This is a genomic window from Lactobacillus xylocopicola, from assembly GCF_033096005.1.
GTDB classification, from domain to species: Bacteria; Bacillota; Bacilli; order Lactobacillales; family Lactobacillaceae; genus Lactobacillus; species Lactobacillus xylocopicola.
In genome coordinates, this window is sequence record NZ_AP026803.1 from 292,501 (window position 1) to 318,767 (window position 26,267).

The window sequence follows — 26,267 nt, forward strand, 5'->3', positions numbered from 1 at the left end:
GGGCACTGTCTCAACGAGAGACTCGGTGAAATTATAATACCCGTGAAGATGCGGGTTACCCGCGACAGGACGGAAAGACCCCATGGAGCTTCACTGCAATTTGATATTGAGTAGCTGTTAAACATGTACAGGATAGGTAGGAGCCAGAGAAGATAGTACGCCAGTATTATCAGAGGCAATGTTGGGATACTACCCTTGTTTGATGGCTGCTCTAACCAGGGCCTCTAAGCGAGGCATGGGACAGTGTCAGATGGGCAGTTTGACTGGGGCGGTCGCCTCCTAAAGAGTAACGGAGGCGCCCAAAGGTTCCCTCAGAATGGTTGGAAATCATTCACAGAGTGTAAAGGTATAAGGGAGCTTGACTGCGAGAGCGACAACTCGAGCAGGGACGAAAGTCGGGCTTAGTGATCTGGTGGTACCGCATGGAAGGGCCATCACTCAACGGATAAAAGCTACCCTGGGGATAACAGGCTTATCTCCCCCAAGAGTTCACATCGACGGGGAGGTTTGGCACCTCGATGTCGGCTCGTCGCATCCTGGGGCTGAAGTAGGTCCCAAGGGTTGGGCTGTTCGCCCATTAAAGCGGCACGCGAGCTGGGTTCAGAACGTCGTGAGACAGTTCGGTCCCTATCCGTCGTGGGCGTTGGAAATTTGAGAGGAGCTGTCCTTAGTACGAGAGGACCGGGATGGACATACCGCTGGTGTACCAGTTGTTCTGCCAAGGGCATAGCTGGGTAGCTACGTATGGAAGGGATAAGCGCTGAAAGCATCTAAGTGCGAAACCCCCCTCAAGATGAGATTTCCCATACGAAAGTAGTAAGACACCTCAAAGACGATGAGGTAGATAGGCTAGGAGTGGAAGAGCCGTGAGGTTTGGAGCGGACTAGTACTAATCAGTCGAGGACTTGACCAAAGCGAGTGCAAGCTAAAGATTGCGGAAGGTAAATTTCGAAGGATTATATTTAGTTTTGAGTGTAAAAACTCAAAAAGAGAAAAGTACGGTGGCAAGAGCAAGAAGGAAACACCTGTAACCATGCCGAACACAGCAGTTAAGCTTCTTAACGCCGAGCGTAGTTGGTGGGAGACTGCCTGCGAGGGTAGGACGCTGCCGTGCTTTTTTAATATTCCGGCTTAGCTCAGTTGGTAGAGCGCTTGACTGTTAATCAAGATGTCGTCAGTTCGAGTCTGACAGCCGGAGCAAGTGAGAGAAGAGGACCTGGGGGTCCTCTTTTTTGCGCGGAATTAATCCTTTCTTGTTATGCAAAAACCCGCTACTGTTATCTTAAAGATTGCTGAAAATCGCCAATTACCGCGTGACTTAAGGTTTTTCAAAAGGTATAATAGTCGAGGATATATTTTATCTAAAGGAGGAAATCTCATGGTAGGAATTGTATTAGCCAGCCATGGCGGTTTCGCCGATGGAATTGCGCAGTCTGCGCAAATGCTGTTCGGCGAACAAGACAATTTTGCCCATGTTATTTTGACGCCTGATGAGGGGCCAGATGACATTAAAGGTAAAATGGAAGACGCGATTGCTTCATTTGACAGTCAAGATGAAGTATTACTAATCGTTGATCTATGGGGAGGTACACCATTCAACCAGGCGAATAGTTTACTTGAAGAAAAACCTGCTTGGGCTGTTGTATCAGGTATGAATTTACCAATGGTGGTAGAAGCGTTAACGCAACGGATGACGAATCCTGAGGCCACTGCGCACGAAGTTGCGACTGCAATTATTACCCCAGCTCAGGAAGGAATTAAGACTAAGCCAGCTGACTTAATGCCAACAGCAGCTAATCAAGCTGCTCCTATGACTAAAGCTGCTGACCAAAAGGAAATTCCCGAAGGAACTGTTGTGGGCGATGGTCACATTAAATTTGTGTTAGCCAGAATTGATTCACGGTTGCTGCATGGTCAGGTCGCTACTGGCTGGATTCCAGCAATGCATCCAGACCGAGTTATTGTCGTTTCTGACAGTGTGGCTAAGGATGAAATGCGTAAGAGCATGATTCGTGAAGCAGCGCCAGCGGGCGTTAAAGCTCATACGGTGCCAATCGAAAAAATGATTGAAATTGCCCAAGATCCACGTTTTGGAAACACTCATGCCCTGTTACTCTTTGAAAATCCCGAAGATGTTTTAAAGGTAGTCAAAGCGGGGGTTAATATCGAGACGGTTAATGTGGGCTCAATGTCTTACCGGGTTGGCGATGTTAATGCTAACAATGTATTGTCGATGAACCAAGAAGACGTCGACACTTTCCATGAACTTGAAAAGATGGGCGTTAAGTATGATGTTCGTAAGGTTCCGACCGATAAGTCAGGCAACATGGATGCAATTTTGGCTAAGGCTCAAAGTTTACTAGACGAACAAAAGAAATAATAGGATAGGAGCAAAAAAATGAATGCTATTCAAATGATTTTAGTTGTTCTTGTTGCCTTTTTAGCTGGTATGGAAGGCATCTTGGATCAATGGGAATTTCACCAACCTCTGGTTGCCTGTACGCTAATTGGATTGGTTACGGGACACTTAGACTTGGGAATTATGTTAGGTGGTTATTTACAAATGATCGCCCTCGGTTGGGCTAATATTGGTGCAGCTGTGGCTCCCGATGCTGCTTTGGCTTCCGTTGCCTCAGCTATCATCTTAGTTCAAAGTGGCCAAGGTACCAAGGGAATCGGTATGGCTACGGGGATTGCGATGCCATTAGCCGTTGCCGGTTTGTTCTTGACCATGATTGTGCGGACTATTTCTACTGGTATTGTGCACATTATGGATGCTGATGCTAAAAAGGGCAATTGGCGCAAAATCAATATGTGGCAATGGCTTGATGTCTGCTTGCAAGGGTTACGAATTGCTATCCCTGCTGCTTTGTTGCTTGCTATTCCCGCCTCAACTGTTCAGTACTGGTTGGGCTTAATGCCTGCTTGGCTAAGTGAAGGCATGCAAATCGGTGGTGCTATGGTGGTAGCAGTTGGTTATGCAATGGTAATTAACATGATGGCCAGTCGTGAAGTTTGGCCATTCTTTGCCATCGGTTTTGCCCTGGCAGCAATTCAAAATTTAACCCTAATTGCTTTGGGTGCAATCGGATTAGCAATGGCTGTGATGTACTTGGCACTTGAGTCAAAGGGTGGCAGCAGCAATTCAAATTCAGATAATGACGGTACCGGCGACCCACTCGGCGATATCATTGATGATTATTAAAGTGATATTTAAGAGGAGGATTTTATTATGGCTGATCAAAAAATCAAATTAACTAAAACCGACCGCTTCAAAGTAATGTGGCACTCACAATTCTTGCAGGCTTCTTGGAATTATGAAAGAATGCAGAACGGTGGGTTCGCATATTCGATGATCCCAGCTTTGCGTAAGTTATATTCTGACAAGGATGATATGGCAGCAGCTCTTGAGCGACACTTGGTGTTCTTCAATGTGCACCCCTACCTAGTTTCACCAATTTTGGGTGTTACGCTGGCTTTAGAAGAGGATAAGGCTAATGGTGCTCCGGTTGAAGACGAGGCTATTCAGGGTGTTAAGGTTGGAATGATGGGACCGCTGGCCGGTGTCGGCGACCCAGTCTTCTGGTACACGGTAAGACCAATTGTTGGAGCCTTGGGTGCTTCAATGGCGATTCAGGGTAACCTGCTGGGACCAATTCTGTTCTTTGTTATCTGGAACGCAATTAGATTGGCATTTATGTGGTACACCCAGGAATTCGGTTATCGTGCGGGTTCTGCAATTACTAACGATGTGTCCGGTGGACTTTTGCAAAAGGTTACCCGAGGCGCTTCGATGATGGGAATGTTCGTTTTAGGTTCACTAATTGAGCGCTGGGTTAACATCAAGTTCACCCCAATCGTCTCGAAAACACCAATTCAAAAGGGTGGCTACATTGATTGGAACTCACTTCCAGCTGGTGCCAAAGGGATTCAACAAGCTTTGATTGATCAAAGTAATGGCTTGTCTTTAACCAAGTTCAAGGTAACAACGCTGCAGAACAATTTGGATATGTTAATCCCAGGTCTTGCTGGTCTCTTATTAACCTTCTTCTGTATGTGGTTATTAAAGAAGAAAGTTTCACCAATTGTGATCATCATCGGTATTTTTATTGTCGGTGTGGTATTGCACGTTTTGCATGTACTGTAAAAAATGGTTGAATCAAGTAATACCAACTTCGATTTAACATCCAGTGCAACTTGGTTTCGCGGTGTGGCGACCTACGGTAAAATCATGGTCGGCAATAAGGCATTTGAGTTTTACAATGACCGTAACCCCGCTGACTATGTCCAGATACCCTGGGCAGAAGTAACCTATGTTGTGGCTGATGTGCATTTTGGTGGCCGGTACATTCCGCGTTTTGAAGTTAGAACGCGTAAAAATGGGGAGTTTATCTTCTCGGCGCGCAATAACAAGGAAGCTTTGCGGGCTATCCGGAAGTATGTACCGGCTGATCGGATGCGGCGGGCCTTAGGTCTGTGGCAGAAGATTAAGAGTAGATTTATTCATAAATAGCAAAATTCCGCGGTAAGTAACCTTACCGCGGAATTTTTTGTCTAGTTTCTGCTAAAACGTTTAATTGTTCCTTTAACTTTTAACCTGTCAAAGATCTCACTTTGCAGCGCGTTAATAGCATTTTGCGCTCTGGCTTTTTGTTGATCAGTGATACCTTCAATAATTAAAATTGCATTCTTTGTTCTTTCTGTAAGCATGGTGCGCTCACCATCACGCCAGTTGAGAGAACGGCAGACGGCACCACTGGTGTCATAATAAATTACTTCTTGGGGACGGGGTGGGTCGTTTTTATCGGAGCCAATTGGATAGAAAGCCTCATTACCCTGTGCTAACCCTAAGTGCATGGTGCCAGTTAGCGTGTCGAGATCCTCACCCCCGCAGGGAACGCCATAGGTTAATGAAATGCTGTTGTAAATATCCACTAGAGGATTAATTGGGGTAAAGGTGTGGCCTTGGTCGACTCTTTTTAGTAAAGCCTCAATTGAAGCACGAGCCCCCTTTTTCTTTTTAAACTTGGTCATGACCGTGCGCCATTCGGCAATAACAGAATTATTCTTAAAGTCTGGCGCGGTTAAAAATGATTTAGCCTGTTCTTCAGCCTGACTAAGTAGCAATTGATACTCTGTTTGGTCGGTAGGGATATGGTTGTCAATGTTTCGTAATTCAATAGCAAAAATTTGTGCATCTGGAAACAATGACCAAAATTCTTGGTCAACAATTAGTGCAGTCATGGTAATTCTCCTAATAATAAAAAACACTTAGTAAACTCTACTAAGACCTAAAGAGTTCACTAAGTGCGGTCACCCGGTGGCGACTATAATGTGTATTTAACTGTGATTTTAATATAAAATTTGAACAAAAACAAGTACCAAGCTAAGCTGCTTTTTCTTTAGTCCAAAGTTTAGCTGTGCTAGCTAGCAAAACGAAGATCAAAATTGCTACAATCATTGCTGTTCGGTTGGCTGGTAAAATTAATAGTAAAACAATCATCAAGACAAAAAAGATTAGGGCAAGATAATCCAACCAAGGAAAACCCGGCATTTGAAAAGCGGTCAATTCTTGCTGGTTAGTCTTGAGACGGTATACGATATGGGTAAGGAGCATTAAACACCAGATAATTAGGAACATACTGGTTGAGGTGGACGAGATAAAGTCAAAAGCACTGTTACCAATCATGATGATAACCAGTGGAGCAAGTGCCATGAGTCCAGCAGATAAGATGAGAGCATTCTGTGGTAGTTGCCGCCGCAGCTGACCGAAGGTTTTATTCCATTTGCCTTCACCGTTGAAAGTGGCTGAGAACAGTAAACGGCCAGCACTATACAGGAAGCTGTTGGTGGAGGAGACGGCTGCAGAAATCACCACAAAGTTGATGATTGAGCCGGCATTTTTTATTCCAGTTGCGGCCAAGGTTTGCACAAAGGGACTGGATGAAGTGGAAATTTGGGGCCAAGGGATGACTATGAGAATAGCGATAATTGCTAATACATAGAAAAGAATAATCCGCACGGGTACTTGGTTGATAGCCTTTTTGATAACAACCTGGGGATTCTGTGCTTCAGCAGCCGTTACCCCGACCAGTTCCACACCAACAAAGCTAAAGATAACCATTTGAAAGCCTGAGAAAAAGCCACTACTACCTTTAGCAAAAAATCCGCCATTAGTGGTTAGATTAGCAAGGGTCACGGGCCCAAAGCTAGTTTTACCACCGGTAGCTAATAAATAACCAACTAGAATAACAAAGGCAATTACGGTCACAATCTTGATAATGGCAAAGCTGAACTCCAGATTGCCAAAAAGCCGGGCCGACAGTAGGTTGATAAAGAGCAAAATAGCAATTGTGACCAGTCCCGGCACCCAGGTAGGCAAATGCGGAAACCAATACTGAAAGTAAATGCCCAAGGCCGTCATTTCGGCCATCCCCAGGGTTATCCAGCTAATCCAGTATAGGTAGCCGGTAATAAAACCTATATCTTTGCCAAGGTATTTTTTAATAAAGTCAATGTAGGTGTGCTTGGATAAGTCGGAAACTATCAACTCTCCCAGTGCCCGCATCAATAGAAACAAAAAAATTCCGACAATCACGTAGATCAGAATAACGCTAGGACCGGTTCGCCGGATACTGTTGCCCACACCTAAAAATAAACCGGTACCAATTGTTCCGCCTAAGGCAATTAGCTGAATATGGGCGTTGGTCAGCGTCCGTTCATAAGTGGGTTCGCTTTTTTGGTCTTTTTTACTCATCAGATCACTCCATTTTTTAAACTAGGATATTATTTAATTATAACATTAACCCAATAGCTTGATTTAAAGGACCAGTAAAAATACTAGGTTGTCCTAATTTTAAAAAAATAGTCCAGCGGGCTTTTCTTGTAGTATGATAAATTTACTAAAAATGGGAGGGTATTTAAATGTTTGTTAGCCGTAACTTCACGCTTAATAATCTGACTATTCAGTTGGCTTTACCGGAACTCAGCCATGCGCCGGCCTTGTTTGAGTTGGTTAAACAAGATCGCTCAGAGTTGTCCCGCTTTTTGCCATGGGCTGATAAAGTGGTAACTGTGCAAGATGAAGTTGACTTTATTAAGATGATGCGGGTAGATACGGCCAATTATCGGAAATTAGTGCTAGTCGTTTTAGTTGATCATCAACCAGCAGGCATGGTTGATGTGCACAAGATTAACTTGAAAAACGAAAGCGGTGAAATTGGATACTGGCTTGGGCAAGCCTTCCAAGGTCAAGGTATTATGACCAAGGCAGTAGAGCAGGTAATTGACCTTGCCTGGGTAGAACTCGGTTTGCATCGGTTGAATTTAGTGGCCGAGCATGATAACCATGCTAGTCGGGCAATTGCCACCCGGCTGCATTTTACCCATGTTGCTTTACTCAAGGATGAGTTGAAATATCATGGCAAATTTCATGACCTAGATCTGTATACAATAATTGGTAAATAAATAGTTAAGTAGAATTTTGGTCGCTGATAATAAAGCTCAATTTTCTGTCTTTTAGCTAATTTAGTTATAAAAATGAGTCCCAAAAGTTGTCTAACTTTCGGGACTCATTTCATGCTCTAAGGTGTTGCCAGCTTTTTTATTTAGTCATCGTAGCCATTGGGGCAAGTCTGATGCCACTTCCAGGCACTAGCGATAACTTCTTGGACATTTTCGTGTTGAGGCTGCCACTTTAAGATAGTTCTTGCTTTAGTTGAATCAGCTACCAGACTGTCAGGGTCCCCGCCTCGTCTTGGGCCCATTGTATAGGGAATGTCAATACCGGTAACTTCACATGCCGCCTGCAAAATTTCTAAATTAGAATAACCATGAGCTGTGCCCAGGTTAAAGATATCTGACTTGTTGGTTGTCATCAAATGCTTAAGTGCTAGGATATGGGCATCAACTAAGTCAGAAATTTCCACGTAGTCGCGCACGTTAGTGCCGTCTTTAGTGTCATAGTCATTTCCGAAGATGGTCAACTTGCCATCACCGCTAACTGCGCTCTTGAGAATGTTGGGGATTAGGTGAGTTTCAGGTGCGTGGTCTTCTCCGGTTTTACCGTCACTAGAAGCTCCCGCAACGTTAAAGTAACGTAGGGCAATCGACTTAATTCCATCGGCCTGGTCAGCCCAGTGCATAATCTTTTCCATCATGAGCTTAGTTTCACCGTAGGGATTGATTGGCTCCGTCGGTGAATCTTCAGTGATTGGTAGTTGCTTGGGTATACCATAAGTTGCTGCACTTGATGAAAAGACTAGGTAGTTGACGCCAGCATCCTTCATTGCTTCAAGTAAGGCAATCATGCCAGAGACATTGTTGTCGTAATACTTTAAAGGCTTTTTTACGGATTCTGGCACGAGGGAGTATGCAGCAAAGTGCATTACGGCGTCAATGTGCTCATTGCGCAAAATCTGGCTAACTAAAAACTTATTTTCAATGTCGCCTTGATAAAACTTGGCTTGGGGGTCAACCGCTTTACGGTGACCGGTGTAGAGGGCGTCGAGTACGACCACCTCATTACCCTGGTTAATGAGTCCTCTAACTGCGTTAGAGCCAATATAGCCCGCTCCACCAACAACTAATATACGCATAATTACCTCCATTGAATATAAATAGCTAAGTAAATTTTAGCACAGCGTAGCAAAAGTGGGGGACATTTTTTATGCTATAATGAAGTTACTTACTTATTATTAGTAATATAGAAAGAAGCGCTAACCATGATGCACAATTCAACAATTGATCAGCAGCTTGATCACCGATCGATTCGAAAATTTAAGGATAAGCAGCTCACTAAGGACCAGCTGACCACCCTTTATACGGTCTTCCAGCATACGGCCACTAGCATGTTCATGCAGAATGCAACGCTGCTGCACATCACTGCTGAAAGCAAAAGAGCAAAGATCAGGGAATTATGCGGGCAGCAATATGTTGGAGCAGAAGGTGACTTGTTAATTTTTGTGGTTGACTTGTACCGCAATCAGCAAATTCGCCAGCAACTAGGGCAGGACGATGGCCGGGTGCATACGACAGATATTTTCTTCCAGGGGATGGATGACACCTTGCTGGCCTGGCAAAATGTGGCCAATGCAGTGGAGAGTATGGGGCTAGGTTATGTGCCGCTGGGCACGATTAACGATCATCCCTTGGCAATGTTAGATGTGCTAGACCTGCCCGAATTGACTTTTCCGGCGCTAGGGATGCAAGTTGGGGTCCCAGACCAGCAGCCGCAACTTAAGCCGCGATTGCCACTTGAGTTTACCACCTTTGAAAATGACTATTCGCGCAACTTTAAAGTTGATGATCTCAAGGATTACGACCAGGAGGTAACCACGTATTATGACCTGCGTGATGCCAACCGGCGCATTGACTCTTTTACCAAACAGATTACTGGTAATAAGTTAAACATTAAGACCATTGATCGCGATCAGTTGCCAGAATTATTGCATAAACAGAAACTGTGTCTAGATTGGAAATAAGGTAAGATTTGGCAGATAATGAAAAGCCCCGTAAATTGTTCAACTTACGGGGCTCATTTCTTGGTCATGCACAATTAATTATTTTTAACCTAGTTTCACGTTAGCAGCACGAATATAACGATTCTTTGCAATCCGATAATAAGTCTTACCTTTAATCCGATAAACCTTGCCATTACTCTTTACAACAGAGCCTCGCTTCAAGAGCTTTCTTGAAACACGCTTGCCCTTCTTAGTATAACGATATGACGCTTTACGCAGTCTCAAGTTACGCTGAGTAGATGATGGTGCTACGCTTGGCGTATTTGGCGTTGTGTTACCAGATGATGGCGTTGTCGTATTACCATTTGATGGTGTGATAGGCTTAGCAGGTGCATTATCATTTACATCAAGACTACCGGTTTTGATGTAATGGTCTAACGCAGCTGTATAATCAGCAGTTAACTGATCAACTGTAGATTGATCCACTCCCATACCCAGAGCTTTTGAATATCTGTCGCTTAGCGCGGAAGCTATTTTACTATTTTCACGCCAATTTACATCCTTAGTAGTAATATATACGATACCAGCATATTTGTTTACAATTGCGCGTAACGCTGATATATCAGCATGACTCACGTCAGCATTATTACTGTCTACTGGATGAAAGTCGCTAGATGCTAAGTCGGTTGCATCAGATGTGCTTTGGACAATATCCATGCCGTTATCATGATCTGGATCACCAATTGCTTGCCATTCACCAACATTAACGTAGGTTTCAGCAATTTTACCACCACCAAACTGAATATTACCATCACCAGGCGCGCCCATCAATGATAGTGTCAGTAAAAATGGTGACGCTGGTAGCGATTTATCTGGTGTTGTTAAATTACCTGCATATCTAGCCACCTTAGTACCAGCCGGATAAATCTTACCAGAAGGTCCCTTCAACGCATACTTCAAAGTACCGTATTGAATCCAGTTATTATAACCAGCGTGACTGGCACTAGCACTGGCTATCTGAGTGTGAGTCGTAATAAACGTAGTTGACCCCAAACCGGTTAAAGCACTAGCACACAATACGATGGCGATTTTTTGATTAAGTTTCATTTTGTCCTCCAAGCTATTTGATAATATTTACCAAATATTGTCATAAGCAAAGCCTTTATAATGGCGATTTTTAAACTTTTTTGCTAGTTTAGGGGAGCGGTACCAATGGCTTGAATACCAGAAACCTGCTCCACCAGCATCGGTCAGAACCCAGTGTCCTTTAAGCTTAGAGACGTTATAGTGTGCTCCAGCTCCGGCAGTTTGATCCCAACCATATTGAGTAACCCATTTTCGACCGCGAACTCGCATCACAGGCTCAAGATAAGTCCAATTTTTGGTCTTTTTGGTGGTTTTAACTACTGCAGGTATATACTTTGGCTTAGCATGCAAATAAAGATAAGATTTTTTGCCTTTGTTATAAAAAATCTCCTTATTTTTTGTGATAGTCCATTTTTTAATACGGTTGGCATCTTTATCAAATTGATACCAGGTGCCGCGCATTTTCTTGGGGAAGACGGCTCTGGCGGATTTTGCCTGCACGGGATTGACAGAAGTAACCGATAAACTGCCGATCGTGCTTAAGCTGATTAACGCAACCAGTGCAAGCAGATTTCTTTTGACTTTCATATGGCTTTTTTCTCCTAATCTGCTGTTGTCAGCTATAACAACATTGACCAAGTATAATTAATTTTTTTAAAGCAACTTAGTCCGCATTTTTTTCGATGCCGATGATTTTAACTTTGGTGGTGTCAAGACCATCAAAAATCGAATCTGAAGTGGAGTTAATGCCCCAGCCAGTCAGATTGATTTCAGTTAACGATTTGTCACCGGAAAACATTTCATAAGAAAATTGTAATGTACTTGTGTCCCAGCTACTTAAGTCCAAAGACTTCAATTTTTTATCTTTAGCAAACAGACTGCTTAAATTATAACTAATGCCCGTATCTACTTTATCAAGTCCGCTAATATCTTCGAGATTGTACAGCTTTGAAAACAGGTCTTTAGAATCATCTGATAAGGCTATTTCATTATCGATACTAATATGCTTGATGTCACTTGGTTTGAATGTGCGTCTTTTAGAGATATGTTTTTTCGCCTTATGAACTGCCTCATAGATTGGAGTCGTTCCTAAGATGTTATTGTTTGCGCCTTCCTTGATGTGCAGGGTCTTAGTCGTAACATCAAACTTTAAAATACAATTGTTATTTTCAGAATATTTGCTGATTTTGATGGTTTTCTTACTTTTCGCTTGAATAGTTTGAAGTGCGCCCGGTTGTTTTGGCAGAACTGTCGTTGAGACCCCAACCAGCGTGCCGGCGAGAGCTGCACTAATTATTAATTTACCTATTTTGTGATTGTTTTTCATTTTTACTCCTTTACCTAATGATTCTTTCTTGTTGTTATCCTTCTGAATAGTTGTTAGCAATAATCGTCCTCCTTTATTTTGAGCTAGAAATTTTGACAGTATTATTATACGCTTTGCATTTCTTTTTATGCCGTAATTTAAAATGCATTATGCAATGCATATTTATCACTGCTTGCCCCATATAATTAACTTGCAGGAGGTGATTAATTTGGCATTCAGAATCAAACCAAATCACAGGGAAACTGAAAATAAAACAGTTAGGTTTCCCCTTAAGCTCATTCAAAGAATTGAGCAGGCAATTAAGGGTAAGAATGTAACCTTTTCAGGCTTTGTGATCCAAGCATGTGAGTATGCACTAGACAATATGGAAGAAACACCAAAAGAAAAATAATAATATCATTTACTCTACAGCTATATTTTACAATTTGTCTTGCAAAAAGCAATACAAATTATCAATATAGTATAAATGATTCTATTTATATCTTTAAAAATAGCGTTTCTGAAATGTAAGAAACACTGGTTTGTTCATTAAAAGTATTAATATCAGGCAAGAAAAGTCATGCATTCAATTGCATGACTTTTTAAGTTCTGCTATAATTTAAACGTTGTCAAAAAGCGCTGATTTAGCTCAGTTGGTAGAGCGTTTCCCTCGTAAAGAAAAGGTCGCCAGTTCGATTCTGGCAATCAGCATCAGTTAAGAACATGTAGCATAATTAGCCCGAATTTATCTGACCTAGGTGAGATAAACTCGGGCTAATTTTTGTTTATTACGGAGATTTGGCCCAAAATTAGACAAGCTAATAGTTAAATATCCAGTTTTTCTATAAGTGTTCCTTGGTCAACTTTTTGTTGTAGCTTTTGAATTAATGCAGTACTTAAATAGGTTTGCAACTGTGCCAATTGAGGTACGACTTTAAAAATAATCTGATTATCGATATCTTCTGGAGCAAAAGCAGAGTCATACTTGTGAGGATCGCTCCAATAATTCCAATTAACATCAGTGCGCTGATAGTAGACATAATTATGTTTAGGAGTTTGATAAATTCTTTGAGATATTTTGGTTTGATTGTTAGCTGACTTTTGACAATGACTGTAAATTTTTATCCCTTGAAATATTTTTGTTTCATGTATTCCTTGGTTGTTAATTGTTAAAGTGATTTCTTGGTAAGCCATTGATATCATCTCCGCATTAGATATTATATTTATAGATTTTATCATATTTTCACAACAAGTAATGCTTCAAAATAGTTGTAATGCGGCTAATTCCTAACGCGATTACTTTAAGTAGGAGTGGTGGGAAATAATTAGTTACAAGTAAACTTATTCATCAAATGCTTGTTTTTTTAATAAAGTGTAGTAAACTACATATTCAAGGAGGAAAACATGAATAATTCATCCTTAAATGAACTTGGTCCGCTAATTAAGATTGCTAATACGCTGATTGAGAAGGAACTCAATAATCGGATAGCCCGGGCAATTACCGATTATAACCTGACCGGTCCGCAAATTACGATGATGGTTTACTTGTATGAAGCGCATGGTAAGACAATTACACAAAAAGAATTGGCCGATAAATTTGTTTTGAGTCATCCAACTATTCGCAGTGTTGTTCGGCGCTTAGAAAAGGCAAGTTTACTGAGTGCGGAACGAATGCCGGCAGATCGCCGGCAGATTAAGTTGTCTTTGACTACTGCAGGCAACAGTTTTATTGCTACTCATCTTGCTGTTATCTATGGGATTATGAATGAGGTCAACCGGCAAATCGTGCAGGGGCTCAGCCCGGCTGATCTTGAGCGAATTACCAAAATTTTGCAGCAGATTATTAAGAACTTCTAATGTTCTTTTTTATCGACATAAGTGTAGCTTACTACATAAAAGGAGAGAGAAAATGATTAGTGCCAGCATCCCTAAAATGACAAACCGGCAACGCAACTTGATGATGGTCGTTCTGCTATTTGGAGCCTTTGTTGCTCTTTTGGCAGAGACTTTTTTGAATAATGCGCTACCCACAATAATGCATGCTTTTAGCGTCAGTCAAGCGACTGCCCAATGGCTGACGACGGCCTACTTATTGGTCGTTGGTTTAATGATTCCAATGTCCGCGTGGATTTTTAATTCATTTAGCCTGAAGGTCAATTATTTGACGATGATGGCCATCTTTTTTAGCGGATCTGTAGTCTGCGCGCTTGCCGTCGGTTACCACTGGGGCTTTATCCTAATGATCAGCTTTGTGCTAGTGGGACTAGTCTTGTCGTTTTTCTTGCCAACAGCTAAGGAAGAGCACAAGTAATACTATTAAGTAGTTATGCTTTACACCCAAATCATTTTGCTTGAGCAAAAAGCAGTATTAGGCAATTTTTTAACCTAAAATAAAAGCCCAGCCATACCTAAGTTGGTATAGCGGGCTTTTTTGTGTGTTAACTTAGTTAACCACGTTCATTTCTTGGCCATTGAGGAAGGCTCGCAAATTATCAAGCACAATCCCGAGCAGCCGGTTACGAGTTTCACGGGGGGCCCAGGCAATGTGCGGCGTAATATAGCAGTTCTGTGCGGCTAATAATGGACTAGTTGCTGGAATCGGTTCGCGCCCAGCCACATCAACACCGGCGGCGCCAACTTTACCACTAGCAAGGGCAGCAGCTAAGTCGGCCTCCTTAATCAGGCCACCGCGGGCAGTATTAATGATGATAACGCCGTCTTTCATCTGACTAAGAGACTCTTGATTAATCATTTCGGTAGTTTCGGGTGCCTGCGGAACGTGCAGACTGATGATGTCTGCGCGTTTATACAACTCATCAAGGTCAACCTGCCTAACGTATTCCGGAAGGTCAGCTTTAGGCCGGTGATTATAGAAAATCACGTTCATTGAAAAAGCGTGGCCAATTTCGGCCACCTTTTGGGCAATACTACCAAAACCAATGAGGCCAAGTGTCTTGCCTGATAGTTCCATTAATGGCGTAGCCCAAAAAGTAAAGTCAGGATTGCTCGACCACTTTCCTTGGTGGACTAACTCGTTGTGCAAACCGACTTGACTGGTGATTTCAAGCAGCAGGGCAAAAGTAAACTGAGCAACGGCCTCGGTGCCGTAGGTCGGGATATTAGTCACGGGGATGCCAGCAGCTCGGGCGGCCACCGTATCGATCACGTTATAGCCCGTTGCAGTCACCCCGATGTACTTAAGCTTGGGTGCGGAAGTGATGACTGTTTGGTCCAGCGGGGTCTTGTTGGTTAAGACTATTTCTGCGTCACCAATCCGGTTGAGAATTTCGGTGTCGTTGTCCACAGGTGTCCGATCGTAAAAAGTACATTCGCCTAATTCTTTAAGCGGTGCCCAGTCTAGATCTCCAGGATTTAAGGCGTAACTATCCAAATTTACAATTTTCATTTTTCTTACCTCATTAGAAAATTAGTTCCTCTTCTGTCTTCTAGTTTACTATAATTTTCCAGGTTAACTATAATAAAAAATCACTTTATGAATAAACTGAATCTTGCGGATATTTGACAGTATTTTTGAATAATTCTACAATTATTGGATATACTGCTTTTTCACAATAAGTTGATAAAGTAGAGAAATAAAAGTGGTTTATTTGTTGTTTTATAATTATCTGTATTGTCAATATAAGATAAGTTAGAGAAGGAGTTATGAATGAAAAAATGTCCTAAATGCGGTGCCACAATGGAAGCCGATGTCAATTTTTGCACAGCCTGTGGAACTGATTTACGCGGAGTAAAAGCAATCCCAAAGACGCAGCAGGCACCACTTAAGCAGCAGGAAGAGCCCTCGGTTCAGCCGCAACAAGTGGAGGCTAGTCAGTCAGCAAACAATCAGGCTAGTGGCCAAACCACCGGTAAGGCAAGAAGCTGGGGCGACTATTGGCAATGGTGCCTTGATTCTTGGAAAAATCCAGCGAACAACACGGTGCAAGCTGAAAGCTGGTACGGCTGGGTGACTATTCTACTGGTCGACTTACTAATTGTTTTGGGCCTATACTTCTGTGCCAACACGCTACTTCATGCTGCGATTAGTTTTTCAAATCACTTTAATGAAGCGGCACAAGGCCTCAGCATGGTCGATTTTTCCTTTGGGATCGTTTTAAAAGTGCTTCTGTTTATTCTGTTATATGAAGTAATTATGATTGGCAGTACTTATTTGGCTCACAAGTTTATTTATGATCGAAAAGTGGCACTACTAGACTTTGTCAATCGCAGCGCCCATGCGAGCAACTTGAACCTGATTTTTGCCGCCATCTTCTTTTTATTAATGTTGATGGGGCCTGGCAGTATTGTGCCCGCTGTAATTTTATTAGTGGTAATTTTAATGCTGTTCTCAGTGGGTCAACAAGTAGTCTTGCTTAGTGATGAAGGTGCAAAGCGGGACAAAGTCTATGGCTGTCTGATTGCTCTGGGAATCAATTTTGTCGGGATGTTAATCTTGAATGCGCTACTTTTTCAGACTATTATCGGACAAATGATGTCTTTTGGTAGAATGTAGGGGTGAAGAGAATGAATGAAAGTCAATTTTGCCCTAATTGTGGTCAAAAGGTCGACGCTAAGGCGGAGTTCTGTCCCAATTGTGGGAAGCAACTCAAGGTGAAGGCAGCAAATCAAGCGCATCGTACCAAGAACGTGCGAGCAACCAATTCGCAACCAGTTGTAACCCAGCAACAAGCAACGGTTGCGAAGAAGCGGCCGCCAATGAAGCAGAAAAGCAAAATTATTTTGAGTAGTCTAGCTGCTCTGGTAGTCGTTTTTGTTATCTTTTATGCCTGGGGATCCAACCATTATCAGCGCAATAACCAGCTTGCACAGATAAACGCAGCGTTGAAGAATCCACGTCAGTCTTTGAGCCAGTACGTTACTTCTGATAACCCGAATGTGCATGTGACGGATGCGGCATTGAAGCCGACGCAGAAGTATTATGCAGAAAATTATGAAAAAGCAAATAAAATGGCGGATGACCTTAAATACAGTGATCAGTCTGACGACGTTAGTCTGGTCAGGAGTGGTCATTACTTCTTATTTTTCCCCAAATACAAGCTGCAATTCAAGACTTACACCCCGCAGATTAAGACTAATCACGCCAATTCCAGTATTTATGTTAACGGTCAAAAATTTGGTGGTATTGATGGCAGCGGCGGGGAATATTATAAGAAGATTACGCCGCTTTTTCCAGGCAAGTATCATATCGTAGTCAAGTCTATTGCCTCTGGCCATGAATTATCTGCTGACAAGAGCATGCTGATTGATTCCAACCAAGCCATTAATATGGACATTAAGACGGTCAACTTTATGGTTAAAAGCATGCCGGGCGCCGCTGTTTATATAAATGACAAGAAAGTCGGGATACTAAACAGAAGAGGTGCTAAAAATTTCAAAGAATATCCTGCAACCGCTGATATGAAGATTTACGTTGAAGCTACAATCGCAGGAAAAACCATTAAGTCGAAAATGGTTAATTATGATGATTTAGGCTTCGATGATGACGATGATAGTAGCAGTAATGTCATTAAGCCAGAATGGCCCGGACTAATCAGCCAGGATGATGCAGAGAGTATCTTACAGGACAACTTTAATTCTCCAGACGAAGATGCCTTTATCGGCGGTGCGGAGAACAAAGGCTACCAGGATCTGCACACACAAGAGGCCAAGTTTAGAAATAGTGATGAAATTATTGATTTTTCAATGGAGTGTAGCATCGTCTCAATTGCACCAGCTCCTAATAACTGTAGTAGCGTTACGTATAAGATAACTTATACCTTTGAACATGATGATTATGAGCATAAGCAGGTCTTGCTCTACTCGGGCGGTCTGTTCCACCAAGTCGGTGATGAGGATGATGGTAAGCAAAAGATTAAGTCAATTGGTAATGGTAAGGTGATTAGCGACAAGAAGTACGATAATTAGGAGTAAATATTTTTAGCAAAAAGCAAGTTGCTTACTTAATAAAATCAAAGCCTGTCATTTCAAGTTTGAGTTGACAGGCTTTTTCTTGTGGGCAGTTATTGGTAACTTTAGATGAGCTAGGCAGCCAAGTTAAAACTACTTTAGTGGTTGATTATTTTAAGTAAAAATATTAATATTTTAGCCAAATGAAAAAATGGGGTTTTTTGATGCACCAAGAAAGCTACGGACCAAAATTTCGTCAAATCAGAAGGCAAAAGGGCTTAAGCATAGTTGAAGCAGCTGCAGGGATAGTCTCTAAATCAGGACTTGCACGTTGGGAAACTGGTAAAGGAAGTTTATCCTTTGAGCAGGTCTTAAGTTTGCTGGTGGAAAATAATATTCAACCGATCGAATTTATCCAGAAAAATATTTTTCCAGATTTAGATACAATCGTTCAAACCGTTAACCAAGCTCACGATAGCAATGAAGTAGCCATCCTAAAGGAACATGCTGTTAAAGCAGTCGCAAATTATCAGCTGGATCCCCAAGATAAGGCTAATTTATTTAAAGCTGCAATAGCCTGCAATTATTATCAAGACTTGACTGCAGAAAATTTGTTTCCCAAGATAGCGCAACTTAAGTTAAAATTGTATTTTTCAAAAATAGTTGCAGAGAATAACTATTGGGGTTTTGAAAGTATTTTTTTCTTCGTAAATACGGCCTTATTGTTTGAACCTGCTGATGTAAGTTCTTACGCTGAAGACTTGATCTTGTTTATTAAAGACGAAAATCTCTCTGCTAACGACTGGTATCCCTATATTATAAATGGTTTGCTCAATCTGGTATTTGCTTTAATAAAGAAGGATCCGAAACCAGCGCATAAATTGCTGTCAACAATAAGTAAGTTGAAGAATATAGACTATTATTCGCTGGCAAAGATTAGGATTAAGTTCATGCACTGCTTGCTGAATTATATTGACGATAAAAACGAGACACAAGTCCAAAAAATATTCGCTGATTTGGATTTTTTTGGTATGCAGCCATTGAACAAGCAGTTCCAACGGGCTTTTTCACAGATAAAAAGTATTTATGAAGATTAATTGCTATATTAATCAAAAATAGCTTCCCAAAACTGGGAAAAACCAAAATTGGCTTTATTTTTTGTGCTATATTTATAAAGTTGTTTATTTAAGATATTTATTTTTGGAGGAATTAAATTGTCATTTTTTAAAAAACATGTTTGGGGTAAAAGTATGATTGCTGCAACAACTGTATTGGCATTGGGCAGTGCGTCAGTTGTGGGTGCAGCTAAGAAAAGCAAGGGTACGTGGACGGTTACACCTGAGTCTGTCGCTGCTCATGGGACATGGAGTTCATATGGCTCCGGCAACGTTAAAAAAACCAATTCTAATGACGCATCATTTAATGGTGATGTCGTTCCAAATTGGACAGGTTACAATGTAAGACTAATTAATAGTAAGGCTTCACCTCGATCTTCTTTTACCAAATTAAAAAAGAATAAAACCACCTATGCTGGAGAAAACACAGGTAAAAAGCGCTACATTTATTATGCGGATGTCCGTTCCAAACGTATAGAACCTAATAAAAGTAGAGTGAAATTGCATTTTAGTTCAGACCACAAGTAGTTTTTAATTTATCATCTGTGTTAAGAGAGCCGAGGTTAAAAATTAATGCCAAAAAGAACTAAAAAAATCACGATCATTGCACTGGTATTGTACGCATTATTAATAACGTGGCACGTGTTTGCGGCTATAAAAAATGATGTAAAGCCACAAGGCACCGGTTTGGAATCAGCTTTGTATCTTTTTTTGAGTGTGCAACCTGGTGGCTTCCATGAAAGTGTTATTGTGGATCTTACTGAGATGGCGTTAATGTCGTCCGCAGGTGCGGGTTTTTATCTTTATCTAAAAAATAATAATACGTTTAGTAATGTCCAGCAAAGAATAAATTACTTTGGTTTTTTTAAGCAGGGAATCAAGCACACTTTTTTAGGAGCTGTGAGTCTATCCCTATTAACTAATCTGTACGAACTGATTTTGATTAATTGGTTTTACTACCCCTTTGTATATAAGGTAAAGAGTGCTTTCTTGAGCAATTCTGGTAACACATATTTTTCATCTAATAGCTTAGTATATATAATTTCTTATATTGCTCTAGCTGCGATCGGCTGGGGAATCTTTGCCCTTCTGGTTTTTGGGATAGGTCTCTTTGTAAAAAAGAACGCGCTGATTTTAACAATTGGTCCGATTACTGGTCTACTTTTGATTATTCTGCCAATACTTGGTAGTAAAGGTAGCAAAGCCTTGCAAGTTCTTTCAATTTCCAGCTTTTTCTATACATTGATTTCACCAGGACAAGAGAACTCTTCGGTCCAATATCAACCTATAAATAGTATTTTAGCTTATATGCTTGCTGTTGTTATCTACTTATTGATTGCACTAGTACTGATTAAGCTGTGGCAAAAACAACAGGTGAATAAGGGGTAAGTAATGCGAGTTAAACGAACAAGCTTCCGTCTGATATTAATCGGACTTTTAATCATTGCACTCGGTTTATGGGGTGGTTTTTATACTATAACGAATAATGATGTTAAAGATATGGAAGTAGTTAATGCCTATATTAACCGCAGTCTTGTTCCATTGTACCTTCAGCCTATAGTTTTAGTATTGTTGTACAGCCAAATACTACCTTTTCGGCGTATTCGATTGTTTGTCGGGGTTCGCCGGCAAACGGAACAAATGGTCATGAAGCTAATGGGATTGGCAATAGTATATTGTTGCATATTTGTAGTTGGCTTGTGTGTACCGTATTTATTAACTGGTTGGCCCTTGTTCAGAAATGGTAGCCCAATAGTTGGATCAGGCATAATTCTACTACACATCGGAGTATTTTTATTTTTGGCTTGGCTATTAGTAGGAGCTTATAATATTCCACATCCATATCTTTTGTTATTTGCGGTGATTATTTTGAGCTTACTGTATAATTTCTATGTCGAAGAAAAGTTGTTAATATTTTATAGTCCATTATATGATCCTTTATATCGGGCAATACATAAAATTTATGGCGGATACTAAGGAGGTATGTTATGTTAAAAATCACAGACTTAAAAAAATCATTTGGGCGTAAAGAGGTATTACAAGGGGTTTCTTTGACCGCAGAACCCGGTGAATTAATTCACATTTCTGGTATTAATGGCTCGGGAAAATCGACTATTTTTAAAATTATTACAGGTCTATTGAAGGCAGATAGCGGTGAAGTGATTAGCGGTAACGAAGATATCGTTGGCGCTTTAATTGAAAATCCCGGTTTTTTGGAATATGAATCGGCGATGACTAATTTGCGTTTCTTGGGTGATCTCAAACACCGTTTTGATGAGGAGAAGACTAAAGATTTGCTCCAGCATTTTGACCTTGATCCTGATGATACTCAGGCAATCGCAAAGTATTCTGTGGGAATGCGGCAAAAAGTTGGTATTATTCAAGCCGTAATGGAAGATCAAAATATTATTTTGTTGGATGAACCAACACGGGGAATCGATCAAGAGAGTATCAAACAGTTTGCTGTTTTGTTAAATAACTTGAAGCGAGAAAATAAAACGGTAATAGTAGCTAGTCATGATCAAATCGACGAGATCAATTATGATCAACGTTTGCAATTGATAAACGGCACTCTTAGTGATGAATAGACTGTAAAAGCCGGAGTGTAATTCATTTTTTGTTGGCGCAAATTACCGGTAAAGCGGGTATTATTGAAATATTTTTTTGATAAAGTATTTTAAAAATATTAGAAAATACTTGCATTAAGCTGACGATGATATTATAGTTGCCCTAATTAGGGAGGTCTTAATATGAATTCGTCTAACCAGCAAATAACCAAGGGCTTATTTGAAAAATACCAAGAAAAACAGAATAAAGTTTTTGGACAAAAGATTTTTCCGTTGAGTGCAACCTACATCTTTTCGCTAAAAAATGGGCTGACGCTTAATGTAACAGAATACCCGGAATTAAAGCAACTAGGTTACTGGATACAGCCAGCTGATCAAATCAATCTACGAGTTTGGTCACATCTGAGCCAACCAGCTTTGGCTCAAAAATTTAGTGAAATCACGGGGATTAAAAGTGAGCAATATTATCTTGGTGCAGTTTCAGGGGTGCAGGATTTGTGGTCAGCTAACAGTGCCGCTGGTAATGATTTAAGCTAAGAAATTAAAATAACAAATACTTCAGTACGACTGAAAAAGAAGTCTATTAGTATAAAGCAAAAAGTAGCTTCCATAATTAGCAACTATGTGTTATTATTTATTAGATTATTTGGGCGAAGAAAGGAAGGCGCTACAATGAGCAATGAAATTATTGGTTCAAGTGCTATGTTGAGCATGGTAGCGGCTGCTTTTTATCACTTCAAAAAATCGCTTAATGTTTTAATGATTGCAGTTAATAGAAGACTTAATGTTTATCACTTTTGTGATAAATGTTAAGTCTTTTTTATTGCTCACATAATTTGTCGGGCTAGGAGGATTAAGATGCCGAAGTTCAAGAAAATTTTAGTTGGAACCATTGCGGTGCTGGGCACAGTGTTACTTGCCGGCTGCTCAAATTCCGGTAAAAAACAGGGTGAAAGCGATACCCCTACGTCGCTGAATGTGCAATTTGTCCCTAGTGTAGCTGCCGATAAAATGGAAGCGCGCGCTAAACCGCTAGAGAAAATGCTATCAAAACGTCTGGGAATTCCCGTTCACGTTACAGTTTCGACTGATAACAATGCAGTAATCGAAGCGATGAAATCAAAAAAGGTTGACGTTGGCTTCTTGCCAGCAGATGCTTATGTCCAAGCCCACAAGCAAAATGCCGCTGACGTTTTGCTCCAATCTGAGCGTTACGGCTTGAAAGCACCAAGTGGCACCTGGACCAAGGAACTCGTTCATACTTTGCGGTCGGAAATTTTAGTCAGCAAGGGATCACCAATTAAGAGTTGGAAGGACTTGAAAGGAAAGTCAATTTCCATTCAAAGTCCGACGTCAACTAGTGGTTATATTTTTCCAATTGCTGAGTTAAAACAAAAGGGACTGGATGTTAAACGTAGCTGCAAACTTGTTACCGTTACTGGACATGATCAAGGTGTACTCAATGTTTTGAATAAGGACACTGATGCAGCCTTCGTTTTTGAAGATGCGCGTAACAATGTCTTGCGTGACAACCCCAAGATTAAGTCCCAAGTTGTGCCAATTTATTATACACGTCCTATTCCTAATGACACTATTTCGGTTCTACCTAGTATGTCCAAAGCCTTCAAAGAAAAACTTGCCCGGGCTTTCATTGCCATCGGCAAGTCAAAAGAGGGTAAGAAAGTAATCGAGAGCGTTTATGACCAGGAAGGCTATATTAGAGCTAAAGATAGCGACTATGATATTGTTCGCAAATATCAAAAGATCGCCGAAACGGTTAAATAATATTGGTTAAGATAAATTGTTAATGGGAAGCACACTATTTGTAGAAGCAAAATAATGTGCTTTTTGTTGTTTACATTACACGAAAAAGACTAAATGTGTTTCTCTGTATTTGGTAAAAGCATAAAAAATGGTTTAATAAGCTTAAGCATATAGGTAGAAAGTGTAGCAAGTAAACTAAACCTTTTGGCATTATTGAACATATTCAAACATTGACAAACACAAAAGAACATTTATACTAAATAATGAAGTTAGTTGCTAATCTAGTTTAAAAGTAGGTAACCATGCTAAAAAGTGAAAGACTTAAGACGATTTTACAGATTGTAAATACGCAAAAATTTGTAACTGTAGATGAACTGGCGCAAACGCTAAAGGTTTCTGATATGACCATAAGACGGGACCTTAATGAACTGCATCGGGCAAGCAAAATTTTGCGCGTTCATGGTGGGGCCCAACTCTTATCCGATCAAACTCGCATCGAAAAGAGCTACAAGCAAAAGCGTGAAATCCATAGTAAAGAAAAATTGGAAGTGGCTAAGCGCGCCTGCAACCTGATTCATGAAAATGATTCAATCTACGTGGGGCCTGGAACGACTTTAGAGTTAATGGTTGCCAACCTTAAAGTTAAGCATCTGCGAATTGTGACCAACTCGCTACCGGTTTTTGAAGTTGCCAAAAATAGTGCTCAAGACTATGACCTAATTATGATTGGTGGCTCTTACAGGAGAATCAGCGGTGCCTTTTTGGGGGCGCTGGCAAATAGTGAATTGGCAACAATGTCATTTTCAGCCGGCTTTGTGGGGGTCAATGGTATTAAAGATGCTTCTATGACGACAGCTAACTTGGAGGAGGGCCAGACCGAAGGAATTGGATTAGATCATTCACAAATTAAGTTTGTGGTTGCGGATTATTCCAAGCTGGATCACAGCGACTTTCATCATTTTTATGATTTGCATAAGGTTGATGGACTAGTTACTAACCGCGGAATTGAGCCTGAACTAGAAAAACATTACAGTCAGTATACGACTGTCTATAAATAGTTTTACGGAGAGGAGTTTCAACTATGAAGGTTGTCATTGGCAGCGATAAGGCGGGTTTTGCCTTGAAAGAAAAAGTTAAAAAATACTTGAAAGATCATCAATATGAGGTTCTAGATGTGACCGAGGAAGCAGCGGCAGACTTTGTCGACTCAAGCTTAAAGGTAACTCGTGAAGTATTAGACAACGGTATTAAAAAGGCCGTGATGTTCGATGAATATGGCGTGGGTTCTGCGATGGCTTCAAACAAGGTCAAAGGAATGGTTACGGCTAATGTTAATGAAGAACGAACCGCTCACATGACCGCGATGCACAATGGTGCTAAGGCGATTGCACTTGGTAGTGGAATTGTTGGCGAAAAGTTAGCGTATTCAATTGTTCAGCATTATTTAGATACAAATTATGCTGGTGGTCGCCACCAAATTCGCCTAAACATGTTAGAAGAAATGATTTAAGGAGGTTTGAAAATGTTAGATCATGATAGACCACAGCCAGAATTTGTTGATGCCAAGATTGACCAGCACATGATTATTGCCTTGGGTAATGATCACATTGTAACTGCAGTAAAAATGGCTCTTTCTGACCATTTAAAAGATGAAGGTTACCGTGTGATTGATGAAGGTACGCATGATAACTCAAGAACACATTATCCAATTTATGGTAAACGTGTGGCTGAAGACGTTGCTGATGGTCGGGCGGATTTAGGTATCGTTCTTTGCGGCACTGGGATTGGCATTTCAACGGCGGCTGATAAAAACGAAGGTATTCGTGCTGCCATGGTAGGAGATGCTACTCAAGCAGCATATGCGCGGCGAGAATTAAATGCCAATGTTTTGGGTTTTGGCGGTATTGTTTTAGGACGTGACTTCATTTTTGATATTGTGGATTCATTTTTGAATGCAGAGTATCACCCGACTAGCCGTAATCGGTCCTTAATTACTAAGATTGATGGTATTGCTAAGCCCAACCCAAATCAAAAAGATAACGCTCACTTCTTTGATGAGGAAAATAAGAAGTGGGCCGCAGGCGTATATCACGACTAAAAAATAAAGCAAAAATAAAATTTAATCGCACAAGGAGCCATGAAGTTGATCACGGCTCTTTTATTTATATTAATCGAATGAATATCGTCTATCAGACCAAACGACTAAGGGAGATAATTATGTGCCATAAATAGTGAAAGAAGTACAAAAAAAGTTTGAATCAAATTGCAATTAACCGCTTTCTTTGCTACACTCATAAGTGGTATCAACCAGTTATAAAAAGGAGGTGGGTCAATGCCGAAACCGCTTTATCAGCAGGTTATTTTTGACCTAGAAAAACAGATCAGAAAAATGAAACCAAATGCGCGCTTACCTAGTGAACGGCAATTACTGGTTAAATATGGCGTTAGCCGCAATACAATCAGGTTGGCCTTGCAGGAGCTAGAAGAGCGTGGATTAATTTATCGGCTTCATGGTAAGGGGACTTTTGTTTCAAGTGTTTTTCTAAACCAACCCAATATTGGTGGTATGTATTCTTTTTCAGAGGAAGTTACGCGCGCTGGTCAGAAGGCGACTACGCAGAATCGGAGTTTGGAATTAGTTGTTCCCAGTCAGCATATCATGGAACAGTTAAACATGGCAGCTAATGAGCGTGCCTACAAGCTTGTGCGTTTGCGGTTAGCTAATAATGAGCCGCGGATTTACAGCACGACCTACCTGCCAGAAAAACTTTTTCCGGACTTAAAGATGGCTGATTTGCAGGAAGAAACACTTTATGGCGTGTTAAAGCGTAAATACAATCAAATTAGTGTGATGGCCTTTGAGGATGTGCAAGCGGTTAGTCTAAATAAAGAGGAGAGCTCCTATCTAGATGAGAAGATGGGTTCATCAAGTTTGAAGATTTTCCGTAAAACCATTAATGATAAAAATGTTCCGGTTGAATTTACGATTTCATTGGCACGGGGCGATAAGTTTATTTACCGCTCAAGACAATATAATAAGTTACTTTAGTTTATTAACAGG

At 40.9% G+C, this 26,267-nt stretch carries 31 protein-coding genes, 2 tRNA genes and 2 rRNA genes (1 of these 35 running past the window's edge); 27 read left to right on the top strand and 8 right to left on the bottom strand.

Annotated features, from left to right (window positions below; genetic code table 11):
- From R8389_RS01410 to R8389_RS01440, 7 genes are all read left to right on the top strand, one after another.
- Window positions 1–913, top strand: a 23S ribosomal RNA gene (locus R8389_RS01410); it begins 1,998 nt to the left of the window's first position.
- Window positions 914–997: 84 nt separating this feature from the next.
- Window positions 998–1,114: ribosomal RNA gene (rrf, locus tag R8389_RS01415) — 5S ribosomal RNA — on the top strand.
- Between the two features lie 11 nt (window positions 1,115–1,125).
- A tRNA-Asn gene (locus tag R8389_RS01420) sits at window positions 1,126–1,198 on the top strand.
- Window positions 1,199–1,378: 180 nt separating this feature from the next.
- The gene (locus R8389_RS01425; RefSeq protein WP_317637736.1) at window positions 1,379–2,380 is read left to right on the top strand and encodes a mannose/fructose/sorbose PTS transporter subunit IIA; all 1,002 of its coding nucleotides are present in this window, start codon (window positions 1,379–1,381) and stop codon (window positions 2,378–2,380) included.
- Window positions 2,381–2,398: 18 nt separating this feature from the next.
- A complete protein-coding gene (locus R8389_RS01430) occupies window positions 2,399–3,205 on the top strand; it encodes a PTS mannose/fructose/sorbose transporter subunit IIC (protein ID WP_317637737.1) in 807 nt (268 codons plus the stop codon).
- A 27-nt stretch (window positions 3,206–3,232) separates the two neighbouring features.
- A complete protein-coding gene (locus R8389_RS01435; protein ID WP_317637738.1) occupies window positions 3,233–4,147 on the top strand; it encodes a PTS system mannose/fructose/sorbose family transporter subunit IID in 915 nt (304 codons plus the stop codon).
- 3 nt (window positions 4,148–4,150) lie between these two features.
- A complete protein-coding gene (locus tag R8389_RS01440; RefSeq protein WP_317637739.1) occupies window positions 4,151–4,513 on the top strand; it encodes a DUF956 family protein in 363 nt (120 codons plus the stop codon).
- Between the two features lie 41 nt (window positions 4,514–4,554).
- Here R8389_RS01440 and R8389_RS01445 read toward each other — a convergent pair whose 3' ends face one another.
- Both R8389_RS01445 and R8389_RS01450 read right to left on the bottom strand, forming a co-directional pair.
- On the bottom strand, window positions 4,555–5,244 hold the full coding sequence (locus R8389_RS01445) for a B3/B4 domain-containing protein (RefSeq protein ID WP_317637740.1): 690 nt from the start codon (window positions 5,242–5,244) through the stop codon (window positions 4,555–4,557).
- A gap of 142 nt (window positions 5,245–5,386) precedes the next feature.
- Window positions 5,387–6,757, bottom strand: a complete 1,371-nt coding sequence (locus tag R8389_RS01450) for an amino acid permease (RefSeq protein ID WP_317637741.1) — start codon at window positions 6,755–6,757, stop codon at window positions 5,387–5,389.
- A 167-nt stretch (window positions 6,758–6,924) separates the two neighbouring features.
- Between R8389_RS01450 and R8389_RS01455 the strand changes: the two genes are divergently transcribed.
- Complete coding sequence (locus R8389_RS01455) at window positions 6,925–7,467, top strand: GNAT family N-acetyltransferase (protein WP_317637742.1); 543 nt, start codon at window positions 6,925–6,927, stop codon at window positions 7,465–7,467.
- A gap of 140 nt (window positions 7,468–7,607) precedes the next feature.
- Here R8389_RS01455 and galE read toward each other — a convergent pair whose 3' ends face one another.
- Window positions 7,608–8,597, bottom strand: a complete 990-nt coding sequence (galE, locus tag R8389_RS01460; protein WP_317637743.1) for a UDP-glucose 4-epimerase GalE — start codon at window positions 8,595–8,597, stop codon at window positions 7,608–7,610.
- 126 nt (window positions 8,598–8,723) lie between these two features.
- Here galE and R8389_RS01465 point away from each other — a divergent pair, with 126 nt between their 5' ends.
- Complete coding sequence (locus R8389_RS01465) at window positions 8,724–9,482, top strand: NADPH-dependent oxidoreductase (protein WP_317637744.1); 759 nt, start codon at window positions 8,724–8,726, stop codon at window positions 9,480–9,482.
- A gap of 84 nt (window positions 9,483–9,566) precedes the next feature.
- Here R8389_RS01465 and R8389_RS01470 read toward each other — a convergent pair whose 3' ends face one another.
- The 3 genes from R8389_RS01470 to R8389_RS01480 form a co-directional block, all read right to left on the bottom strand.
- Entirely contained in the window at window positions 9,567–10,568 is a 1,002-nt protein-coding gene (locus R8389_RS01470) for an SLAP domain-containing protein (protein WP_317637745.1), read from the bottom strand.
- A 27-nt stretch (window positions 10,569–10,595) separates the two neighbouring features.
- The gene (locus tag R8389_RS01475) at window positions 10,596–11,135 is read right to left on the bottom strand and encodes a hypothetical protein (RefSeq protein ID WP_317637746.1); all 540 of its coding nucleotides are present in this window, start codon (window positions 11,133–11,135) and stop codon (window positions 10,596–10,598) included.
- A 76-nt stretch (window positions 11,136–11,211) separates the two neighbouring features.
- Window positions 11,212–11,934, bottom strand: a complete 723-nt coding sequence (locus R8389_RS01480) for a BspA family leucine-rich repeat surface protein (RefSeq protein WP_317637747.1) — start codon at window positions 11,932–11,934, stop codon at window positions 11,212–11,214.
- A 148-nt stretch (window positions 11,935–12,082) separates the two neighbouring features.
- Here R8389_RS01480 and R8389_RS01485 point away from each other — a divergent pair, with 148 nt between their 5' ends.
- Window positions 12,083–12,265 (top strand): YlcI/YnfO family protein, encoded by a 183-nt coding sequence (locus R8389_RS01485; RefSeq protein WP_317637748.1) that lies wholly within the window; start codon window positions 12,083–12,085, stop codon window positions 12,263–12,265.
- A gap of 226 nt (window positions 12,266–12,491) precedes the next feature.
- Window positions 12,492–12,564 (top strand) — tRNA-Thr (locus R8389_RS01490).
- Between the two features lie 114 nt (window positions 12,565–12,678).
- Here R8389_RS01490 and R8389_RS01495 read toward each other — a convergent pair.
- Window positions 12,679–13,047: an EXLDI protein gene (locus tag R8389_RS01495; protein WP_317637749.1), complete on the bottom strand. Its 369-nt coding sequence runs from the start codon at window positions 13,045–13,047 to the stop codon at window positions 12,679–12,681.
- Window positions 13,048–13,257: 210 nt separating this feature from the next.
- Here R8389_RS01495 and R8389_RS01500 point away from each other — a divergent pair, with 210 nt between their 5' ends.
- Both R8389_RS01500 and R8389_RS01505 read left to right on the top strand, forming a co-directional pair.
- Window positions 13,258–13,710 carry a MarR family winged helix-turn-helix transcriptional regulator gene (locus R8389_RS01500; RefSeq protein WP_317637750.1) on the top strand — a complete coding sequence of 151 codons (453 nt, stop codon included), beginning with the start codon at window positions 13,258–13,260 and terminating at the stop codon, window positions 13,708–13,710.
- Between the two features lie 52 nt (window positions 13,711–13,762).
- On the top strand, window positions 13,763–14,164 hold the full coding sequence (locus R8389_RS01505) for an MFS transporter (RefSeq protein ID WP_317637751.1): 402 nt from the start codon (window positions 13,763–13,765) through the stop codon (window positions 14,162–14,164).
- Window positions 14,165–14,296: 132 nt separating this feature from the next.
- Here the strand turns inward: R8389_RS01505 and R8389_RS01510 are convergent, their stop codons facing one another.
- Window positions 14,297–15,259, bottom strand: a complete 963-nt coding sequence (locus R8389_RS01510) for a D-2-hydroxyacid dehydrogenase (RefSeq protein ID WP_317637752.1) — start codon at window positions 15,257–15,259, stop codon at window positions 14,297–14,299.
- Window positions 15,260–15,520: 261 nt separating this feature from the next.
- Here R8389_RS01510 and R8389_RS01515 point away from each other — a divergent pair, with 261 nt between their 5' ends.
- The 14 genes from R8389_RS01515 (at window position 15,521) to R8389_RS01580 (ending at window position 26,255) form a co-directional block, all read left to right on the top strand.
- Window positions 15,521–16,366 carry a zinc ribbon domain-containing protein gene (locus tag R8389_RS01515; RefSeq protein ID WP_317637753.1) on the top strand — a complete coding sequence of 282 codons (846 nt, stop codon included), beginning with the start codon at window positions 15,521–15,523 and terminating at the stop codon, window positions 16,364–16,366.
- 11 nt (window positions 16,367–16,377) lie between these two features.
- Window positions 16,378–17,778: a zinc ribbon domain-containing protein gene (locus tag R8389_RS01520; protein ID WP_317637754.1), complete on the top strand. Its 1,401-nt coding sequence runs from the start codon at window positions 16,378–16,380 to the stop codon at window positions 17,776–17,778.
- 206 nt (window positions 17,779–17,984) lie between these two features.
- Entirely contained in the window at window positions 17,985–18,857 is an 873-nt protein-coding gene (locus R8389_RS01525) for a helix-turn-helix domain-containing protein (RefSeq protein ID WP_317638224.1), read from the top strand.
- Window positions 18,858–18,974: 117 nt separating this feature from the next.
- Window positions 18,975–19,403 carry a choline-binding protein gene (locus tag R8389_RS01530; RefSeq protein WP_317637755.1) on the top strand — a complete coding sequence of 143 codons (429 nt, stop codon included), beginning with the start codon at window positions 18,975–18,977 and terminating at the stop codon, window positions 19,401–19,403.
- Window positions 19,404–19,448: 45 nt separating this feature from the next.
- Complete coding sequence (locus R8389_RS01535) at window positions 19,449–20,264, top strand: hypothetical protein (protein ID WP_317637756.1); 816 nt, start codon at window positions 19,449–19,451, stop codon at window positions 20,262–20,264.
- 3 nt (window positions 20,265–20,267) lie between these two features.
- Window positions 20,268–20,852 carry a hypothetical protein gene (locus tag R8389_RS01540; protein ID WP_317637757.1) on the top strand — a complete coding sequence of 195 codons (585 nt, stop codon included), beginning with the start codon at window positions 20,268–20,270 and terminating at the stop codon, window positions 20,850–20,852.
- 11 nt (window positions 20,853–20,863) lie between these two features.
- On the top strand, window positions 20,864–21,463 hold the full coding sequence (locus R8389_RS01545; protein ID WP_317637758.1) for an ATP-binding cassette domain-containing protein: 600 nt from the start codon (window positions 20,864–20,866) through the stop codon (window positions 21,461–21,463).
- A gap of 162 nt (window positions 21,464–21,625) precedes the next feature.
- Window positions 21,626–21,979, top strand: coding sequence for a hypothetical protein (locus R8389_RS01550; protein WP_317637759.1), 354 nt, complete (start codon window positions 21,626–21,628; stop codon window positions 21,977–21,979).
- A 135-nt stretch (window positions 21,980–22,114) separates the two neighbouring features.
- Window positions 22,115–22,255, top strand: a complete 141-nt coding sequence (locus R8389_RS01555) for a hypothetical protein (RefSeq protein WP_317637760.1) — start codon at window positions 22,115–22,117, stop codon at window positions 22,253–22,255.
- A gap of 45 nt (window positions 22,256–22,300) precedes the next feature.
- On the top strand, window positions 22,301–23,227 hold the full coding sequence (locus R8389_RS01560; RefSeq protein ID WP_317637761.1) for a phosphate/phosphite/phosphonate ABC transporter substrate-binding protein: 927 nt from the start codon (window positions 22,301–22,303) through the stop codon (window positions 23,225–23,227).
- Window positions 23,228–23,508: 281 nt separating this feature from the next.
- Window positions 23,509–24,264: a DeoR/GlpR family DNA-binding transcription regulator gene (locus R8389_RS01565; protein WP_317637762.1), complete on the top strand. Its 756-nt coding sequence runs from the start codon at window positions 23,509–23,511 to the stop codon at window positions 24,262–24,264.
- Window positions 24,265–24,287: 23 nt separating this feature from the next.
- On the top strand, window positions 24,288–24,716 hold the full coding sequence (lacA, locus tag R8389_RS01570) for a galactose-6-phosphate isomerase subunit LacA (RefSeq protein ID WP_317637763.1): 429 nt from the start codon (window positions 24,288–24,290) through the stop codon (window positions 24,714–24,716).
- Window positions 24,717–24,785: 69 nt separating this feature from the next.
- Window positions 24,786–25,304 (top strand): galactose-6-phosphate isomerase subunit LacB, encoded by a 519-nt coding sequence (gene lacB / locus R8389_RS01575; RefSeq protein WP_317638226.1) that lies wholly within the window; start codon window positions 24,786–24,788, stop codon window positions 25,302–25,304.
- Window positions 25,305–25,538: 234 nt separating this feature from the next.
- Complete coding sequence (locus R8389_RS01580) at window positions 25,539–26,255, top strand: GntR family transcriptional regulator (protein ID WP_317637764.1); 717 nt, start codon at window positions 25,539–25,541, stop codon at window positions 26,253–26,255.
- The last annotated feature ends 12 nt before the right edge of the window (window positions 26,256–26,267 follow it).